Genomic DNA, 15,016 nt, shown 5'->3' with positions numbered 1-15,016 from the left:
TGGAACCCTCCATGGAAACGGCTCTCACGAAGCTCGTGGGGGTACGTCACCCCCTCGTCCAGACCGGCATGGGCTGGGTGGCCGGCCCCCGCCTGGTCTCGGCGACCGCCGAAGCGGGCGCGCTCGGCATCCTCGCCTCCGCGACGATGACGCTCGACCAGCTGAAGTCGGCGGTACGCGAGGTCAAGTCGCGCACGGACCAGCCGTTCGGGGTCAACCTGCGCGCGGACGCGACGGACGCCCGCGACCGGGTGAAGGTCATCATCGACGAAGGAGTGAAGGTCGCGTCCTTCGCCCTCGCGCCCTCCAAGGAGCTGATCGCCGAACTCAAGGACGCGGGCGTCGTCGTCATCCCCTCCATCGGGGCGCGCCGGCACGCCGAGAAGGTCGCGGCCTGGGGCGCGGACGCGGTGATCGTGCAGGGCGGCGAGGGCGGCGGCCACACGGGTGACGTGGCAACTACCGTTCTCCTCCCCCAAGTTGTCGACGCGGTGGACATCCCGGTCATCGCGGCGGGTGGCTTCCACGACGGGCGCGGCCTGGTCGCGGCGCTTGCGTACGGGGCGGCGGGCATCGCGATGGGCACCCGCTTCCTGCTCACCTCGGACTCCACGGTCCCGGAGGCCGTAAAGGCCCGCTATCTGGCGGCCGGGGTGAAGGACGTGACGGTCACGACGGCGGTGGACGGACTCCCGCACCGGATGCTGCGTACGGAACTCGTCAACTCCCTTGAGAACTCGGGCCGTACGAGGACGCTCGCGCGCGCCGTCCGGCATGCCGCCGCCTTCAAGAAGCTCTCCGGCCTGTCGTGGCCCCAGATGATCCGCGACGGCCTGGCGATGAAGCACGGCAAGGAGCTGACCTGGAGCCAGGTCCTGCTTGCCGCCAATACGCCGATGCTGCTCAAGGCATCGATGGTCGAGGGCCGCACCGACCTCGGCGTGATGGCCTCGGGCCAGGTCGCGGGGGTGATCGACGACCTGCCGTCCTGTGCGGAGCTCGTCGACCGCGTCATGGCCGAGGCACGCACCACGCTCGACGCACTGCACGCGCTCGGCACCCTGCCGACACCAGGGTGATTCGATTTCCTCATCCCGCACGGGAGTTCAGCCATGGCTCTGTCCCGACGCGCACTGCTGAGCACCGCCGCAACATCGGTCGTCGCCGTCACGCTCGCCGCACCGTCGGCGGCGGCCCGGTCCCGCCATCGGACGCAGGTCCGGCAGATCCCGCTGCAGGGCGCGGTGAACGTCCGCGACCTGGGCGGCTACCGGACCTACGACGGCGAACAGGTCCGGTACGGCCGGGTCTTCCGGGCCGACGAACTCGGCAAGCTCACGGACGCCGACGTCGCCACGCTCGGCGGCCTCGCCCTGACCCGGGTCATCGACTTCCGGGTGCCCTTCGAAGTCCAGCAGAACGGCCCCGACCGGCTGCCGGCCGGGCTCACCTCGACCTCCCGGTCCGTCAACGACCTGGGCCTGTACGCCCAGTTGCTCGGGGCCATCGGCTCCAAGGACCCGGTCAAGCAGGAGCAGTTCCTGGGCGGCGGCCGGGCGGAAGCCCTGATGCGGTCGATCTACCGCACGTTCGTCTCCGACGCGGCGAGCCGGGCCCAGTTCGCAGCGACCCTGCGTGACCTGGCCTCCGGCGGACGGAGCCTGTACCACTGCACTTCGGGCAAGGACCGTACGGGCTGGGCGAGTTACGTCCTGCTCACCCTGCTCGGGGTGCCGTCCCGGACGGCCTCGGAGGACTACCTGCTCTCCAACACGTTCCGCGCGGAAGCGGACCGCCGCACCCGGGAGGGCCTCAAGGCAGCCGGCCTCATGCAGAACCCGGACCTCCTGATCCCGGTCCAGGAAGTCCGCGCGGACTATCTGCAGGCGTCTTTGGACCAGGCGTCGCGTGATTTCGGCGGGCTGGGCGGGTACGTGACTCGGGGCCTCGGCCTGGATGTGCGTACGCTGCGCGATCTGCGCGGGCGATTGGTGGGCTAAGGCCAAAAGACAAACGCCGGACGGGCTGATGAAATCAGCCCGTCCGGCGTTTGAGGACAATCAGTGACGGATGAATTCCCACCCACCCCCCGCCCGGAGGCCGGCGGCAGCCTTACGGGAAGGGGCGGGTAGGGGAAAAATCCTTAAGCGGCAGCCCGACGCCCACCAGCAGCCCCACCGGACCGCCCACGCCGCGCCTGCCCCGAACCCTGACCGGCCCGAGCCTGACCCGAGCCCTGCCCACGCGACTGGCCCGACCCACCACGACCCTGACCGGAGCCACCACGGCCCTGTCCGGAGCCCTGGCCACGAGCGGCCTGACCCGAGCCGGGTGCACCCGAACGACGCCCACGGGACGACGAACGCCGAGCCCCGGACCCCGACTTGGCCGGTGCGGCAGCAGGCTGCGGAACCTCGATGACAACCGGCACCCCGGAGGGCTCCCGCGCACCAGTGATCTCCGCAAGCTCAGGATCCGAGGACTTGATCCGCGCAGTCTGAGGCGTGATCCCCGCATGGGACATCAGCCGGGACACCTCCCGCTTCTCCTCCGGAAGGACCAGCGTGACCACACTGCCGGACTCCCCCGCACGAGCGGTACGCCCACCACGGTGCAGATAGTCCTTGTGATCCATGGGCGGATCGACGTTCACCACAAGATCAAGGTCGTCGACGTGAATGCCGCGAGCCGCGACGTTCGTCGCGACAAGAGCCGTGACCTGCCCGTTCTTGAACTGCTCCAGCGTCCGGTTCCGCTGCGGCTGCGACCGCCCACCGTGCAGGGCCGCGGCCCGCACACCCTGGGCGAGCAGCCGCTTGGCGAAGCGGTCAGCGGCGCGCTTCGTGTCCACGAACATGATCACGCGCCCGTCACGGGCGGCGATCTTCAGCGCGACGGCCTTCTTGTCCGTGTCGTCGGCGACGTGCAGCACATGGTGATCCATGGTGTTGACGGCGCCCGCGGACGGGTCGACGGAGTGCACGACGGGGTCGGTCAGGAACATCCGGACGAGCCGGTCGATGTTCTTGTCCAGGGTCGCCGAGAACAGCATCACCTGACCGCCGGCCTCGACCTGCTTGAGCAGCGCGGTGACCTGCGGCATGAAGCCCATGTCGGCCATCTGGTCGGCCTCGTCGAGGACGGTGATGGCGACGTTCTCCAGCGTGCAGTCGCCGCGGTCTATGAGGTCCTTGAGCCGGCCGGGGGTGGCGACCACGACTTCGGCGCCACGGCGCAGGGCATTGGCCTGCTTGCCGATGGACAGACCGCCGACGACGGTCGTGAGGCGCAGCTGGACGGAGGTGGCGTACGGCGTCAGCGCGTCCGTGACCTGCTGCGCGAGCTCACGCGTGGGTACGAGGACCAGGGCGAGCGGCGCCTTGGGCTCGGAGCGCCGGCCCGCGGTACGGGCGAGCAGCGCGAGGCCGAAGGCGAGGGTCTTGCCGGATCCGGTACGGCCGCGACCGAGTATGTCGCGCCCGGCAAGGGAGTTGGGGAGGGTGGCGCCCTGGATCGGGAAGGGCTCGGTGACGCCCTGCGCGGTGAGGGTCTTGAGCAGGCCGCTCGGCATGTCGAGGTCCTCGAAGGCCTCGACGGCCGGCAGCGCGGGGACGACGGTTTCCGGCATGGCGAACTCGCCCGGCTGGGCGGCGGCGCGACGGGCAGGGGCCTTGCGCGACTGTCCGCCGCCCTGGCGTCCCTGACGGGCCTGGCCCCCCTGGCCTCCCTGGCGGCGTCGGGCACCCTGACGGGAGCCTTCACCCTGGCCACCCTGTCGGGCGGCGCCTGCGCCTCGGGCAGGACGTGCGGCGGAGCTGGTCATGCGGAAATGCCTTCCTGAAGCCTGAGCTGAGTCCTCGGCCTGAGGACAGCAGAAACCGGGGCCCGCACCGCGAAGGTGCGAGCCCCGGCTGCGAGAATTCGCGTCCGTGGCGATTAGGCCGGGACGATGTTCTCCGCCTGCGGGCCCTTCTGGCCCTGCGTGACGTCGAAGGTAACCTTCTGACCTTCCTGAAGCTCACGGAAGCCCGAAGTGGCGATGTTGGAGTAGTGGGCGAACACGTCCGGGCCGCCACCCTCCTGCTCGATGAAGCCGAAGCCCTTTTCCGAGTTGAACCACTTCACGGTGCCAGTAGCCATGCTTTTTCTCCTGATAGGTATAGGCCCCCATCCGGAGAAAATCACCGGTAAAAACAATAATGCGCCTGAGGAACATTCCCGTCAGGCGCACATAAAGTTCATGGGTACCAAAACTGCAACTCGCCCACCATAGCACGCCTCGGCCGTACGCCAAGTGACGTGCCGCACGCCCGGACCGCTACGGACATGCGGCTGGGAGCCCCAGGGGCCGCCCAGCCGCATGATCAGGCGCCCCGGCGCCCCTCAGCGCCCGCCGAATCGCACGATCATGGCGAGCGCGGACGCCTCACCCCGGGCCCCGGCGGCGGCCTCCTGCTCGCCGGGCAGACCCGCACCCCGTCCGCGTACGGCGAGCAGACAGGCGCCGATGAGCACCGCGGGCACACCAAAGAGACCCACCCAGAACAAACTTTCTGAATCCATACCTATACCCCCTGTTTCGGACATCCGGAATCCGGAATCCCCCTTCCGGATGTCGGGAGAACATAAGCAGGGGCCTGGACCGGGTCAAGAGATTTGAGCGCGATCAGAGCCGCTCGATGATCGTCACGTTCGCCTGGCCGCCGCCCTCGCACATGGTCTGCAGGCCGTAGCGCCCGCCGGTGCGCTCCAGCTCGTGCAGCAGCGTGGTCATGAGCTTGGCGCCGGTCGCGCCGAGCGGGTGGCCCAGCGCGATCGCGCCGCCGTTGACGTTCACCTTCTCCGGGTCGGCGCCCGTCTCCTTCAGCCAGGCCAGGACGACGGGGGCGAAGGCCTCGTTGATCTCCACGAGATCGATGTCGGCGATCGACATGCCGGCCTTCTTCAGGGCGTACGCGGTCGCCGGGATCGGCGCCGAGAGCATCCGGATCGGATCCTCGCCGCGCACCGAGAGGTGGTGGACGCGGGCGCGCGGGGTCAGGCCGTGTTCGCGTACGGCCCGCTCCGAGGCGAGCAGCATGGCCGCGGCGCCGTCGGAGACCTGCGAGGAGACGGCCGCGGTGATCGTGCCGCCCTCCATGACCGGCTTCAGCCCGGCCATCTTCTCCAGGGTGGTGTCGCGGCGCGGGCCCTCGTCGACGCTGACGTCGCCGTACGCGACGGTCTCCTTCGCGAAGCGGCCCTCGTCGATCGCGCGGATCGCCCGCTGGTGCGAGCGCAGGGCGAACTCCTCCATGTCGAGGCGCGAGATCCCCCACTTCTCGGCGATCAGCTGGGCGCCGTGGAACTGGTTGACCGGCTGGGTGCCGTAGCGGGCCCGCCAGCCCTCGGAGCCGTGGAAGGGGCCTTCGGTCAGGCCGAGCGGCTCGCCCGCCTGCCGGGAGGCGAAGGCGATCGGGATCATCGTCATGTTCTGCACGCCGCCCGCGACGACCAGGTCCTGGGTGCCGGAGAGCACCCCCTGGGCGGCGAAGTGCACGGCCTGCTGGGAGGAGCCGCACTGCCGGTCGACGGTCGTGCCCGGCACCTCCTCCGGCAGCCCGGCCGCCAGCCAGGCGGTGCGCGCGATGTCGCCGGCCTGCGGGCCGACCGTGTCCAGGCAGCCGAAGACCACGTCCTCGACGGCCGCGGCGTCGACGCCGGAGCGTTCGACCAGGGCCTTCAGCACGTGCGCCCCGAGGTCGGCCGGGTGGACCCCGGCGAGGCCTCCCTTCCGGCGCCCGACTGGGGTGCGGACCGCGTCGACTATGTAGGCCTCGGCCATGACAGCTCCTCAACTCCTCAAGAACTCTTGAAGATCAGGTACGTACGGCGATCCCGTCCAGCACCATCGACAGGTACTGGCGGGCGATCTCCTCCGGGCTGTGCTGCCCGTCGGGGCGGTACCAGGACGCGGCGACCCACACGGTGTCGCGCACGAAGCGGTAGGTGAGCCGGATGTCCAGGTCGGCGCGGAAGACCTGGGCGGCGACTCCGCGTTCGAGGGTGCCCAGCCAGGCCTTCTCGAACTTCTGCTGCGACTCGACGAGGTAGGTGAAGCGCTCCTGCTGGGCGAGGTGGCGCGACTCCTTCTGATAGATGGCGACGGCCGGGCGGTGCCGGTCGATCTCCCGGAACGACTCGGTGACCAGCGCCTCGATCGTCTCCCGCGGCCCGAGCCCGGAGTCGAGCACGGCGTCGTACCCCTCCCACAGCTCGTTCAGGAAGGTGGAGAGGATCTCGTCGAGGATCGCCTCCTTGGAGTCGAAGTGGTAGTAGAGGCTGCCCGCGAGCATCCCCGCCTCGTCCGCGATCTTGCGCACGGTGGTGGCGTTGTAGCCCTGCGCGGCGAACACCTCGGCCGCGGTGGCGAGGAGTTCACGACGGCGCTCGGGGGAGGCGGTCACCTGGGGCTTCTTCTTGCTGCTTGGCTTCTTGACTGTCGGCACCGGCCCATTGTCCGCCCGTTCCCTAGGCGTGCTGACTGCTGACGGAGAGGACTTCACCGGTCATGTACGAGGAGTAGTCGGCGGCGAGGAACACGATGACGTTCGCCACCTCCCACGGCTCCGCGTACCGCCCGAACGCCTCGCGTCCGGTGAGCTCTTCGAGCAGTTCGGGCGTGGTGACCTTCACCAGATGGGGGTGCATGGCGAGGCTCGGGGACACGGCGTTCACGCGTACGCCGAACTCGGCGGCCTCGACCGCGGCGCATCGGGTGAGTGCCATCACGCCGGCCTTGGCGGCGGCGTAGTGGGCCTGGCCCTGCTGGGCGCGCCAGCCGACGACGGAGGCGTTGTTGACGATGACGCCGCCGCGGCCGGAGTCCTTGAAGGACTTCAGCGCGGCGCGTACGCAGCGGAAGGTGCCGTTCAACGTCACGTCGAGGACACGGCCCCACTGCTCGTCCGTCATGTCGACGAGGTCCGAAGTCCCGCCGAGGCCCGCGTTGTTGACGACGATGTCGAGTCCGCCATGACGCTCGGCGGCGTACGAGAAGAGCGCCTGCACCTGCTCCTCGTCGGTGACATCGCACACCAGGGAGGTCACCCGGTCCGCGCCGAACTCCTTGGCCAACTCGTCCTCGGACTGGGCCAGTCGGCGCTGATGCGCATCGCTGATGACAATGTCCGCGCCCTCTTCGAGGAAGCGGCGGGCGGTGGCACCGCCGATCCCGGCGCCGGCTGCCGCGGTGATGACGGCCGTGCGCCCGGCGAGGAGGCCATGTCCGGGAACGTATTGCGGCTTGTTGTTCGTCACAGCGGCACGTTAACCTACCAAACACTTGTTAGGGAAGGTCGGGCAACGGAGTTGGGGCGGCTCGTGGACTTGGACCAGTCACCTGAAGAGGAAGCATTCCGGCAGGAGGCACGGAGTTGGCTGGCGGCCAACGTGCCCGCGGAGCCGCTGACTTCACTGGAGACCGAGGAGGGCTTCGCCGAGCACCGCGCCTGGGAGGCCCTGCTGTACGCCGACCGCTGGTCGGTCGTCTCCTGGCCCGGGGAGTACGGCGGGCGGGGCGTCGACATCTTCAAGTGGCTGATCTTCGAGGAGGAGTACTTCGCGGCGAACGGCCCCGGCCGGGTCTCGCAGAACGGCATCAACCTCCTTGCGCCGACCTTGCTGGACCACGGCACACCGGAACAGAAGGCCCGCGTCCTGCCCTCCATGGCGAGCGGCGAGGTGATCTGGGCGCAGGCCTGGTCCGAGCCGGAGGCCGGGTCGGACCTGGCCTCGCTGAAGTCGCGCGCGGTGCGCACCGACGGCGGCTGGCTGCTCTCCGGCCAGAAGACCTGGTCCTCGCGGGCGGCCTTCGCGGACCGGGCGTTCGGCATCTTCCGCACCGACCCCGACGCGGACCGGCCGCACCGGGGCCTGACGTACCTGATGTTCGACCTGCGCGCGCCGGGCGTGACCGTCCGCCCGATCGGACGGCTTGACGGCAAGCCGGCCTTCGCGGAGCTCTTCCTGGACCAGGTCTTCGTACCGGACTCCGATGTCATCGGCGAACCCGGGCAGGGCTGGCGGATCGCCATGTCGACGACGGGCAACGAGCGGGGCCTGACACTGCGCTCCCCCGGCCGTTTCCTGGCGGCGGCCGACCGGTTGGTCTCGCTGTGGCGCTCGCACGGCGACCCGTCGGACACGGCCGTACGGGACCGGGTGGCGGACGCGGTGATCGGGGCGCGGGCCTACCAGCTCTTCACGGCGACGAACGCGTCGCGCTTCGCGGCGGGCGAGACGATCGGCGCGGAGTCCTCGCTGAACAAGGTGTTCTGGTCCGAGTACGACATCGCCCTGCACGAGACCGCGCTCGATCTCCTGGGCGCGGAGGGCGAGTTGGCGGACGGCGAATGGTCCGAGGGCTACGTCTTCTCGCTGGCCGGCCCCATCTACGCGGGCACCAATGAAATCCAGCGCGACATCATCGCCGAGCGCCTGCTCGGCCTGCCGAAGGGACGCCGGGCATGAGGTTCCTGCTCGATCCGGAACAACGCGAGTTCGGGCGGACGCTGTCCGCGCTCCTCTCGGCTTCCGACACCCCTTCGGTCGTACGCGCCTGGGGTGCGGGCGACTTCACGGCGGGGCGGGCGCTGTGGGCCCGGCTCGGCGAGGCCGGGGTCTTCTCCTTGGCCGTGCCCGAGGAGTACGACGGGGTGGGGCCGCTTCCGGTCGAACTGGCCGTGGCCTTCGTGGAGTTGGGCCGGGCTGCGGTGCCCGGGCCTGCGGCCGAAACGGTAGGGGCTTCGGCGCTGCTCGCCGCTCTGGGAGATCCTGCGCTCGCCAAGCGGTGGCTGCCCGGGATCGCGTCCGGCGAGACCATGGCATCGCTCGCCCTGCCGGGCGGGGGGCCTTACGCCCTGGATGCGGATGCGGCGTCCGTGGTCTTCTTCTCCCCCACCCCACCCCTTCCCGAAAAGCTGCCGCCAGCTTCAAAGATGTCCTCAAACGCCGGACGGGCTGATGAATCGAGGCCTGCCAAATCAGCCCGTCCGGCGTTTGAGGACGCGCCCGGAGGGCGCAAAGCTCCGCAGGATTTCGGGAAGGGGCGGGGTGGGGAAGAAATCCGTCTCGCACCCGACCACGGACCTGTCCACGCATCCGCCGACCCGGCGAGACGCCTCGCCCGCCCCGCCGAAGGCGGAGAACTCCTCGCCGAAGGCGAACAAGCAGCCAGGGCCATCCAATCCGCCCAGGATTGGACCACCTTCGCCACCGCCGCCCAAGCCCTGGGCGTAGGCGAGGCCCTACTCGCCCAGACAGTGGCCTACGTCAAGCAGCGAACCCAGTTCGGAACAGCCATCGGCACCTTCCAAGCGGTCAAGCACCAGCTAGCAGACGCCCACCTGCGCCTGGAGTTCGCCAAGCCCCTCCTCTTCGGCGCGGCCCTGACCATGACCAGGGCGGACATCGCCGCGGCGAAGGTCACCGCGACGGAGGCCGCGTACGCCGCCTCGCGCACCGCCCTCCAACTCCACGGCGCCGTCGGCTACACACAGGAGCTGGACCTGTCCCTGTGGATCCGCAAGGCCCAGGCCCTGCGCACGGCCTGGGGCACCCCGGCCGAGTGCCGGGCCCGCGTCCTCGAGGACCACGCGCACTCCACAGACCACTCGGACCATGACGCCTACGCCACCTGAAACAGCGGAGCGACCCGCTCCGAGTCGGCGAGCAGTTCCGCCAGCGAGGAGCGGGCCTCGCTCAGCTCCGTGATCCGCCCGTCGATCTCGGAGAGCTGGGCGCGCAGCCGGTCGGCCACGCACGCGTGGATCCCGTCCGGCTCCACGCAGGGCAGCACCTCCCGGATCACCTTGGTCGGCAGCCCCGCGTCGAGGAGCATGCGGATGTTGCGTACGACATCGGCCGCACCCTCGTCGTACACGCGCTGCCCGCCCGGCGTGCGCTGCGAGCAGAGCAGGCCCTGCTCCTCGTAATAGCGCAGCAGCCGCACGCTCACGCCGGTACCGGCGGCCAGCTCGCCGATCTTCATGTCCCCCAAGGTGACCTCCGTCACAGCCGCTTGAACCTCACATGGGTGTGAGCTCCTACCGTTCCTGCCATGACAACGACTGAGGCAGCAACGCAGCAGCTCAACCCCATTTTCCCCCTCGGCGGCGACCTCCCCGTACGCAGGGTCGGCTACGGCACCATGCGGCTCGCGGACGCACCCGGCGGCCCGACCGGTGCCGAGGCGCACATCTGGACGGCGCCCGCCGACCGGCAGGCCGCGATCAGCGTGCTGCGCTCGGCGGTCGAGCTCGGCGTGAATCTGATCGACACGGCGGACGCGTACGCCCTCGGCGCGGGCGAGGAGCTGATCGCCGAGGCCCTGCACCCGTACCGCGAGGATCTGGTGATCGCGACGAAGGTGGGCGTGCTGCGGCCCTCGCCGACCGAGTGGGTGCCGCTCGGCCACCCGGCCTATCTGCGCCAGCAGGCCGAACTGAGCCTGCGCCGGCTGCGTACCGACCGCATCGACCTGCTCCAACTGCACCGCCTCGACCCGGACTTCCCCATCGCCGACCAGGTGGGCGCGCTCAAGCAGCTGCAGGAGGAGGGGAAGGTCCGGCACATCGGGCTCTCCGAGGTGACGGCTCCGCAGCTCGCGGAGGCCGAGCGGACGGCGCCGATCGCGAGCGTGCAGAACCTGTACAACCTGGCGGCGCGCGACCATGAGGACGTCGTGGAGTACGCAGCCGGGCGGGGCATCGCGTTCATCCCGTTCTTCCCCATCGCGATGGGCGCCCACGCCGGGCCGGACAGCCCGCTCGCCGAGGTCGCCCGCGAGGCCGGCGCGACCCCGTCGCAGATCGCCCTGGCCTGGCTCCTGCATCGCTCGCCGACGATCCTGCCGATCCCGGGCACGACGTCCCCGGCGCATCTGGCGGAGAACACGGCGGCCCTCGATGTCACGCTCACCGACGAGCAGTTCGCCCGCATCTCAGCGGCCACGGCCACGACCACCGTCACTGCCACGGCCACCGAGGGCTGAGCACCATGAGCAACCCCTTCAACGACCGTGTGATCGCCGAATTCCGCGCCAACAAGGGCGTCGTGGGCGAGCCCTTCGAGGGTACGGACCTGCTGCTCCTGACCACCAAGGGCGCCCGCTCGGGCCAGGAGCGGACCACCCCTCTCGTCTATCTGCCGGGCGGTGAGCGCGAGTTGGTGGTCTTCGCCCTCAACGGCGGGGCTCCGACCGCCCCCGCCTGGTACCACAACCTGCGCGCCCACCCGGGCGACCTCACCGTCGAGGTGGGCGGCGACCGCTACCGGGCACGGCACGTCGAGATCGAGGACGGCGAGGCGTACGAGGAGCTGTGGCGGCGGCAGATAGCCATTGAGCCCAAGTTCGCGGGCTTTCGCGCGAAGGCTGGGCGGCGAGTGCCGCTCGTCGGGCTCACCCGGGCCTAGGGCCTGTCCGGCGGATCTTCGCGGACTAGCCCGCGGCGTCTGGTGCGTGCTCTCGGCGTGCGCCCGGATCGCCCTCGTACTGGACGTACTTGGGTGATTCGGGCGTGCGGCGAGAGGGCGTGCCAGGCGTCGTGGGCCCGCGAAGATCCGCCGGACAGGCCCTAGGCCTTGCGGGTCAGGAGCAGCTCCACGACGCTCGCGACGTCGTCCTCGCCGTGCCCGTCGGCCACCCGGCGCTTCATCAGCTCGGTCAGCGGTGCGATCAGGTTGGTGGTGAGGCCCTGGTCGGCGACGACGTCGTCGAAGTGACCGGCGCCCGCCGCCTGCATCGCGAGGTTGGAGACGACGCCGCCCAACTTGTAGTCGTCGGCGTCGATCTGGGCGGCCATCTGCCCCAGCGCGCCGCTCATCGCGCCGATCCAGCGCTGCAGCAGCGGCACGAAGGAGGACACCTCCGGCTGCGCGGAGCGCACCAGCGCGAGGGACTGCAGGGCACCCGCGAACATGCCGTACATCCCGGTCAGCAGCGCGAGGTCCTGCAGCGCGGCCGCCCCCGGATCCGTACCGGCGAACACGGGCTCCCCGAAGGCCGCGAACCGCTCCGCATGGGCGTCGTACGCCTCGCGGTCGCCGCTGTAGAGGATGAAGGCGGCATCGGTGCCGATCATCGGGGGAATGGCCATGATGCCGCCGTCGACGAACCGAATGCCGTGCTCCTGCGCCCACTTGGCGAGTTCGCGGGCCTCGCCCGGAGTGCTGGTCGTGAGGTTGACCACGACCTTGCCGCGCAGCTGCTCGGCGACCGGGCCCAGGTTCTGCCGGAAGGACGCGTCGTCCAGGAGACAGACCACGATCAGATCGGCGGCGGCCACGGCATCGGCCACGGTCGGGGCACTCTGCGCGCCCGCCGCGACGAGCTCGGCGTCCTTGCCGGAGCTGCGGTTCCAGACGGTGATGGAGTGATCGGCCTTGAGCGCGGAGTGGGCGAGGGCCCGGCCCATGTCGCCGAGACCGAGGAACGTAAGGGAAGAAGGCGTAAGAGAAGAAGGTGCAAGAGAAGAAGTCATGCCCTGATCGTTCTCGATGGCGACGGCCCGGACAAGTACGGACTATTTAGTCAGGTACTCACCAAAAGGTAAGCATCAAGCAGCCGACGGGAGTTGAGACCTTGCAGCGGCACCTCTCACCCAGGAGTATGCCGATTAGTCATATCCGGGCGGCAGCATGCGGAGGCGGCAATGATCTCGCTGGACGGCAGAACGGTCCTCATCACGGGCGCGGGCCGCGGCCAGGGCGCGGCGGAGGCTCAGCTGTGCGCCGAGGCGGGGGCATGCGTGGTGGTCACGGACGTACGCGAGGACGAGGGGCAGGAGGTCGCCAAGTCCCTTGGTGAACAAGGGCTGTTCATACGCCATGACGTCACGGACGCCGCGAGCTGGGCGGAGGCCGTGCGGGCCGCGCTCGACCGCTTCGGCCGCCTCGACGCGCTGGTCAACAACGCCGCCCTGTGGCACACGGCATCCGTCGAGGACGAGACGTACGATAACTTCGAGACCCTGCTGCGGGTGAATCTGCTCGGCCCGTTCCTGGGCATCCAGGCGGTGGTGCCCGCGCTGAAGTCGGCGGGCGGCGGCTCGATCGTGAACATCTCCTCGACGGCGGGCCTGACCGGCATCCCCGGCCACGCGGCCTACGGCTCTACGAAGTTCGGCCTGCGCGGCCTGACTCGTTCGTCGGCGCTCGACCTGGCCCCGTACGGGATCCGCGTCAACTCGGTGCACCCGGGCGCGATCGACACCCCGATGATCGCGGAGGCAACGGCGGGCCGCGACTGGTCACATGTGCCGCTGGGGCGGGTGGGCCGGCCGGAGGAGGTCGGCGAACTGGTCCTGTTCCTGGTGTCGGAGGCGTCGTCGTACGTGACGGGGACGGAGTTCCGGGTCGACGGCGGCTCGACCGCGTAGCAATTGCAGCCCGCCCGCATCCCTCCGGCCGCCCGCACCCCCAGCCCGTCCGGCGTTTGAGGACAGTCCTTTCAGCCGGCGGCAGCCTTACGGGAAGGGGCGGGGTGGGGAAAAATCCCACCCCCGCCCTCCCCTCCTGCACACGCCCCGAAGGGCCCTGCAAACGCCCTCGAAGAGCTACCCCGCCTGCTCCTGAAACGCAGGCAGCTCAAAGATCCGAGTCTTGGCGTCGTCAGACATCAACTCGACGAGCGGAAGCACGAGTTCCCAGAGGTCCTGCTTCGACACCTCGCGCGCCAGCGCGTCCAACTCCTCACCCGACAAGGCCCCCGCCGCATCAGCCACAACCTTCCGGGACTCGCCCGGCAACAGGTCCACCAGCGGCAGGAACTCCGCCCACAGCGAGGTGTGCACCACGGCCCGCACGATCCCGGCCAGCGCAGCCTCGTCCCGCAGGGACGGCAACACGGCCACCGACCGCAACTCGTCAGGACCGAGCACCGCCACCAACGGCAGCAGCGCCTCCCAGAGATCCTGCTCCGCCGTCACGGCGACCAACGAGTCCAGCCGCTCCGGGGGCTGCGCGACCGCGAGCGAGGCGATGTGCGCGCGCTGCTCCCCCGTCACCATTCCGGCCACCGCGAGCGCCTCGGGCCACAGCCCGTCCCCCGCCGAGGCGATGACCTTCGCAAGGCGCTCCTCCCCCATCAGCGCGATGATCGCCCCCAGCCGCTGCGGCTGGTCGATGGCGAACCCGGTCCGCAGCACGATCGCGTCGTCGACCTGCGGCAGGATCCGGGCGAGCGCCGAGTCCCGCAGATGGCCGACGAACCGCCCCATCGTGAGGTAGTCGCCGCGCTCCGCGAGCGCGACTGCGATCCGCACCATGAGGTTCTCGTCGAGCCGGTCGACGATGCCCGCGATCCGGCGCGGGTCCAGATGGCCACAGGACTCCGCCGTGAAGGCGACCGGCAGCTTCTCGATGATGTGGGCGGCGCGTTCGGGGTCGAGCCGCCCCGCCACGGCCGCGGCAAGGCGCGGCCCGAGCGCCTTCTGCGAGATGGCCGCGGCCACCCCGGCCGGCACCAGCTTGGTGGCGGCGGCGATCCGGTCGAGCATGTCCGGGGCCCGGTCGAAGAGCGCGGCGACGGACTGCTCACGGAAGCGGCGTACGTCGTCGACGGGCAGGTCCTGCAGGAAGGCGAGTCGGGCGGGTTCCGCGTTCAGGAGGTGGGCGATCTTCTCGGTCTCGGCGCGGCTCTGCAGCTTGTCGATGCTCGTCATCTTCGGGCCCCCTAGCGGAAGAGAATGCGGCGGACGGGTCCACGGGCCAGCGCGGGCACGAGCTTGAGGGCTTCCTCGGCGGCCTCGTTCAGACCGGAGGCCCGGCTCTCCCGCTCGGCGTGCAACGCCTGGGCGAGAAGCTGGAGTTGGCCGGGCTCGAGCCCGCCGAAGCTCTCAGGGGGCGCGGCCCCCAGCTCGGTACTCAACTGCGCCGGCACTTCGCTGCTCACGGGGGCCTCCCAGGCGGTTGCGGGTTACGGCTGGGTACGTTCTTGAGCCTCATGCCGAATTGACTAATAGTCAATAGCCGCCAC

Annotated in this window: 17 protein-coding genes; 7 read left to right on the top strand and 10 right to left on the bottom strand. The window is 70.1% G+C overall.

The annotated features are described in order from the left end of the window. Window positions 1-11: 11 nt before the first annotated feature. Window positions 12-1,079 (top strand): NAD(P)H-dependent flavin oxidoreductase, encoded by a 1,068-nt coding sequence (locus OG430_RS35875; protein ID WP_327356815.1) that lies wholly within the window; start codon window positions 12-14, stop codon window positions 1,077-1,079. Window positions 1,080-1,112: 33 nt separating this feature from the next. Next, window positions 1,113-2,000 (top strand): tyrosine-protein phosphatase, encoded by an 888-nt coding sequence (locus OG430_RS35870; RefSeq protein WP_327356814.1) that lies wholly within the window; start codon window positions 1,113-1,115, stop codon window positions 1,998-2,000. A gap of 143 nt (window positions 2,001-2,143) precedes the next feature. Here OG430_RS35870 and OG430_RS35865 read toward each other — a convergent pair whose 3' ends face one another. From OG430_RS35865 to OG430_RS35840, 6 genes are all read right to left on the bottom strand, one after another. Then, complete coding sequence (locus OG430_RS35865; RefSeq protein WP_327356813.1) at window positions 2,144-3,823, bottom strand: DEAD/DEAH box helicase; 1,680 nt, start codon at window positions 3,821-3,823, stop codon at window positions 2,144-2,146. Window positions 3,824-3,936: 113 nt separating this feature from the next. Further along, the gene (locus tag OG430_RS35860; protein ID WP_003991681.1) at window positions 3,937-4,140 is read right to left on the bottom strand and encodes a cold-shock protein; all 204 of its coding nucleotides are present in this window, start codon (window positions 4,138-4,140) and stop codon (window positions 3,937-3,939) included. A gap of 243 nt (window positions 4,141-4,383) precedes the next feature. Continuing rightward, the gene (locus OG430_RS35855) at window positions 4,384-4,563 is read right to left on the bottom strand and encodes a hypothetical protein (protein ID WP_327356812.1); all 180 of its coding nucleotides are present in this window, start codon (window positions 4,561-4,563) and stop codon (window positions 4,384-4,386) included. 103 nt (window positions 4,564-4,666) lie between these two features. Next, the gene (locus OG430_RS35850) at window positions 4,667-5,824 is read right to left on the bottom strand and encodes an acetyl-CoA C-acetyltransferase (protein ID WP_327356811.1); all 1,158 of its coding nucleotides are present in this window, start codon (window positions 5,822-5,824) and stop codon (window positions 4,667-4,669) included. Between the two features lie 34 nt (window positions 5,825-5,858). Then, complete coding sequence (locus tag OG430_RS35845) at window positions 5,859-6,446, bottom strand: TetR/AcrR family transcriptional regulator (protein WP_327359371.1); 588 nt, start codon at window positions 6,444-6,446, stop codon at window positions 5,859-5,861. A gap of 64 nt (window positions 6,447-6,510) precedes the next feature. Continuing rightward, window positions 6,511-7,299 (bottom strand): SDR family oxidoreductase, encoded by a 789-nt coding sequence (locus tag OG430_RS35840; protein ID WP_327356810.1) that lies wholly within the window; start codon window positions 7,297-7,299, stop codon window positions 6,511-6,513. 63 nt (window positions 7,300-7,362) lie between these two features. On the opposite strand from OG430_RS35840, the gene OG430_RS35835 reads away from it, so the two are divergent. Beyond that, window positions 7,363-8,511, top strand: coding sequence for an acyl-CoA dehydrogenase family protein (locus OG430_RS35835; RefSeq protein ID WP_327356809.1), 1,149 nt, complete (start codon window positions 7,363-7,365; stop codon window positions 8,509-8,511). Beyond that, on the top strand, window positions 8,508-9,680 hold the full coding sequence (locus OG430_RS35830; protein ID WP_327356808.1) for an acyl-CoA dehydrogenase family protein: 1,173 nt from the start codon (window positions 8,508-8,510) through the stop codon (window positions 9,678-9,680). The genes OG430_RS35835 and OG430_RS35830 overlap by 4 nt, the downstream gene beginning before the upstream one ends. On the opposite strand, the gene OG430_RS35825 is transcribed toward OG430_RS35830, so the two are convergent. Next, window positions 9,668-10,054, bottom strand: coding sequence for a MerR family transcriptional regulator (locus tag OG430_RS35825; RefSeq protein WP_327356807.1), 387 nt, complete (start codon window positions 10,052-10,054; stop codon window positions 9,668-9,670). The two genes, OG430_RS35830 and OG430_RS35825, sit on opposite strands and share 13 nt — an antisense overlap. A gap of 45 nt (window positions 10,055-10,099) precedes the next feature. On the opposite strand from OG430_RS35825, the gene OG430_RS35820 reads away from it, so the two are divergent. Beyond that, a complete protein-coding gene (locus OG430_RS35820) occupies window positions 10,100-11,032 on the top strand; it encodes an aldo/keto reductase (protein ID WP_327356806.1) in 933 nt (310 codons plus the stop codon). Window positions 11,033-11,037: 5 nt separating this feature from the next. Next, window positions 11,038-11,454: a nitroreductase/quinone reductase family protein gene (locus OG430_RS35815; protein WP_327356805.1), complete on the top strand. Its 417-nt coding sequence runs from the start codon at window positions 11,038-11,040 to the stop codon at window positions 11,452-11,454. Window positions 11,455-11,615: 161 nt separating this feature from the next. Here the strand turns inward: OG430_RS35815 and OG430_RS35810 are convergent, their stop codons facing one another. Continuing rightward, on the bottom strand, window positions 11,616-12,521 hold the full coding sequence (locus OG430_RS35810) for an NAD(P)-dependent oxidoreductase (RefSeq protein WP_327356804.1): 906 nt from the start codon (window positions 12,519-12,521) through the stop codon (window positions 11,616-11,618). Window positions 12,522-12,692: 171 nt separating this feature from the next. Between OG430_RS35810 and OG430_RS35805 the strand changes: the two genes are divergently transcribed. Beyond that, window positions 12,693-13,418, top strand: coding sequence for an SDR family NAD(P)-dependent oxidoreductase (locus tag OG430_RS35805; protein WP_327356803.1), 726 nt, complete (start codon window positions 12,693-12,695; stop codon window positions 13,416-13,418). A gap of 177 nt (window positions 13,419-13,595) precedes the next feature. Here OG430_RS35805 and OG430_RS35800 read toward each other — a convergent pair whose 3' ends face one another. Both OG430_RS35800 and OG430_RS35795 read right to left on the bottom strand, forming a co-directional pair. Continuing rightward, on the bottom strand, window positions 13,596-14,702 hold the full coding sequence (locus OG430_RS35800; RefSeq protein WP_327356802.1) for a hypothetical protein: 1,107 nt from the start codon (window positions 14,700-14,702) through the stop codon (window positions 13,596-13,598). 11 nt (window positions 14,703-14,713) lie between these two features. Next, window positions 14,714-14,932 carry a hypothetical protein gene (locus tag OG430_RS35795; protein WP_327356801.1) on the bottom strand — a complete coding sequence of 73 codons (219 nt, stop codon included), beginning with the start codon at window positions 14,930-14,932 and terminating at the stop codon, window positions 14,714-14,716. Window positions 14,933-15,016: the final 84 nt, after the last annotated feature.

This window comes from Streptomyces sp. NBC_01304 (assembly GCF_035975855.1).
Classification (GTDB): domain Bacteria; phylum Actinomycetota; class Actinomycetes; order Streptomycetales; family Streptomycetaceae; genus Streptomyces.
This window is presented reverse-complemented; position numbering and strand designations above follow the sequence as displayed.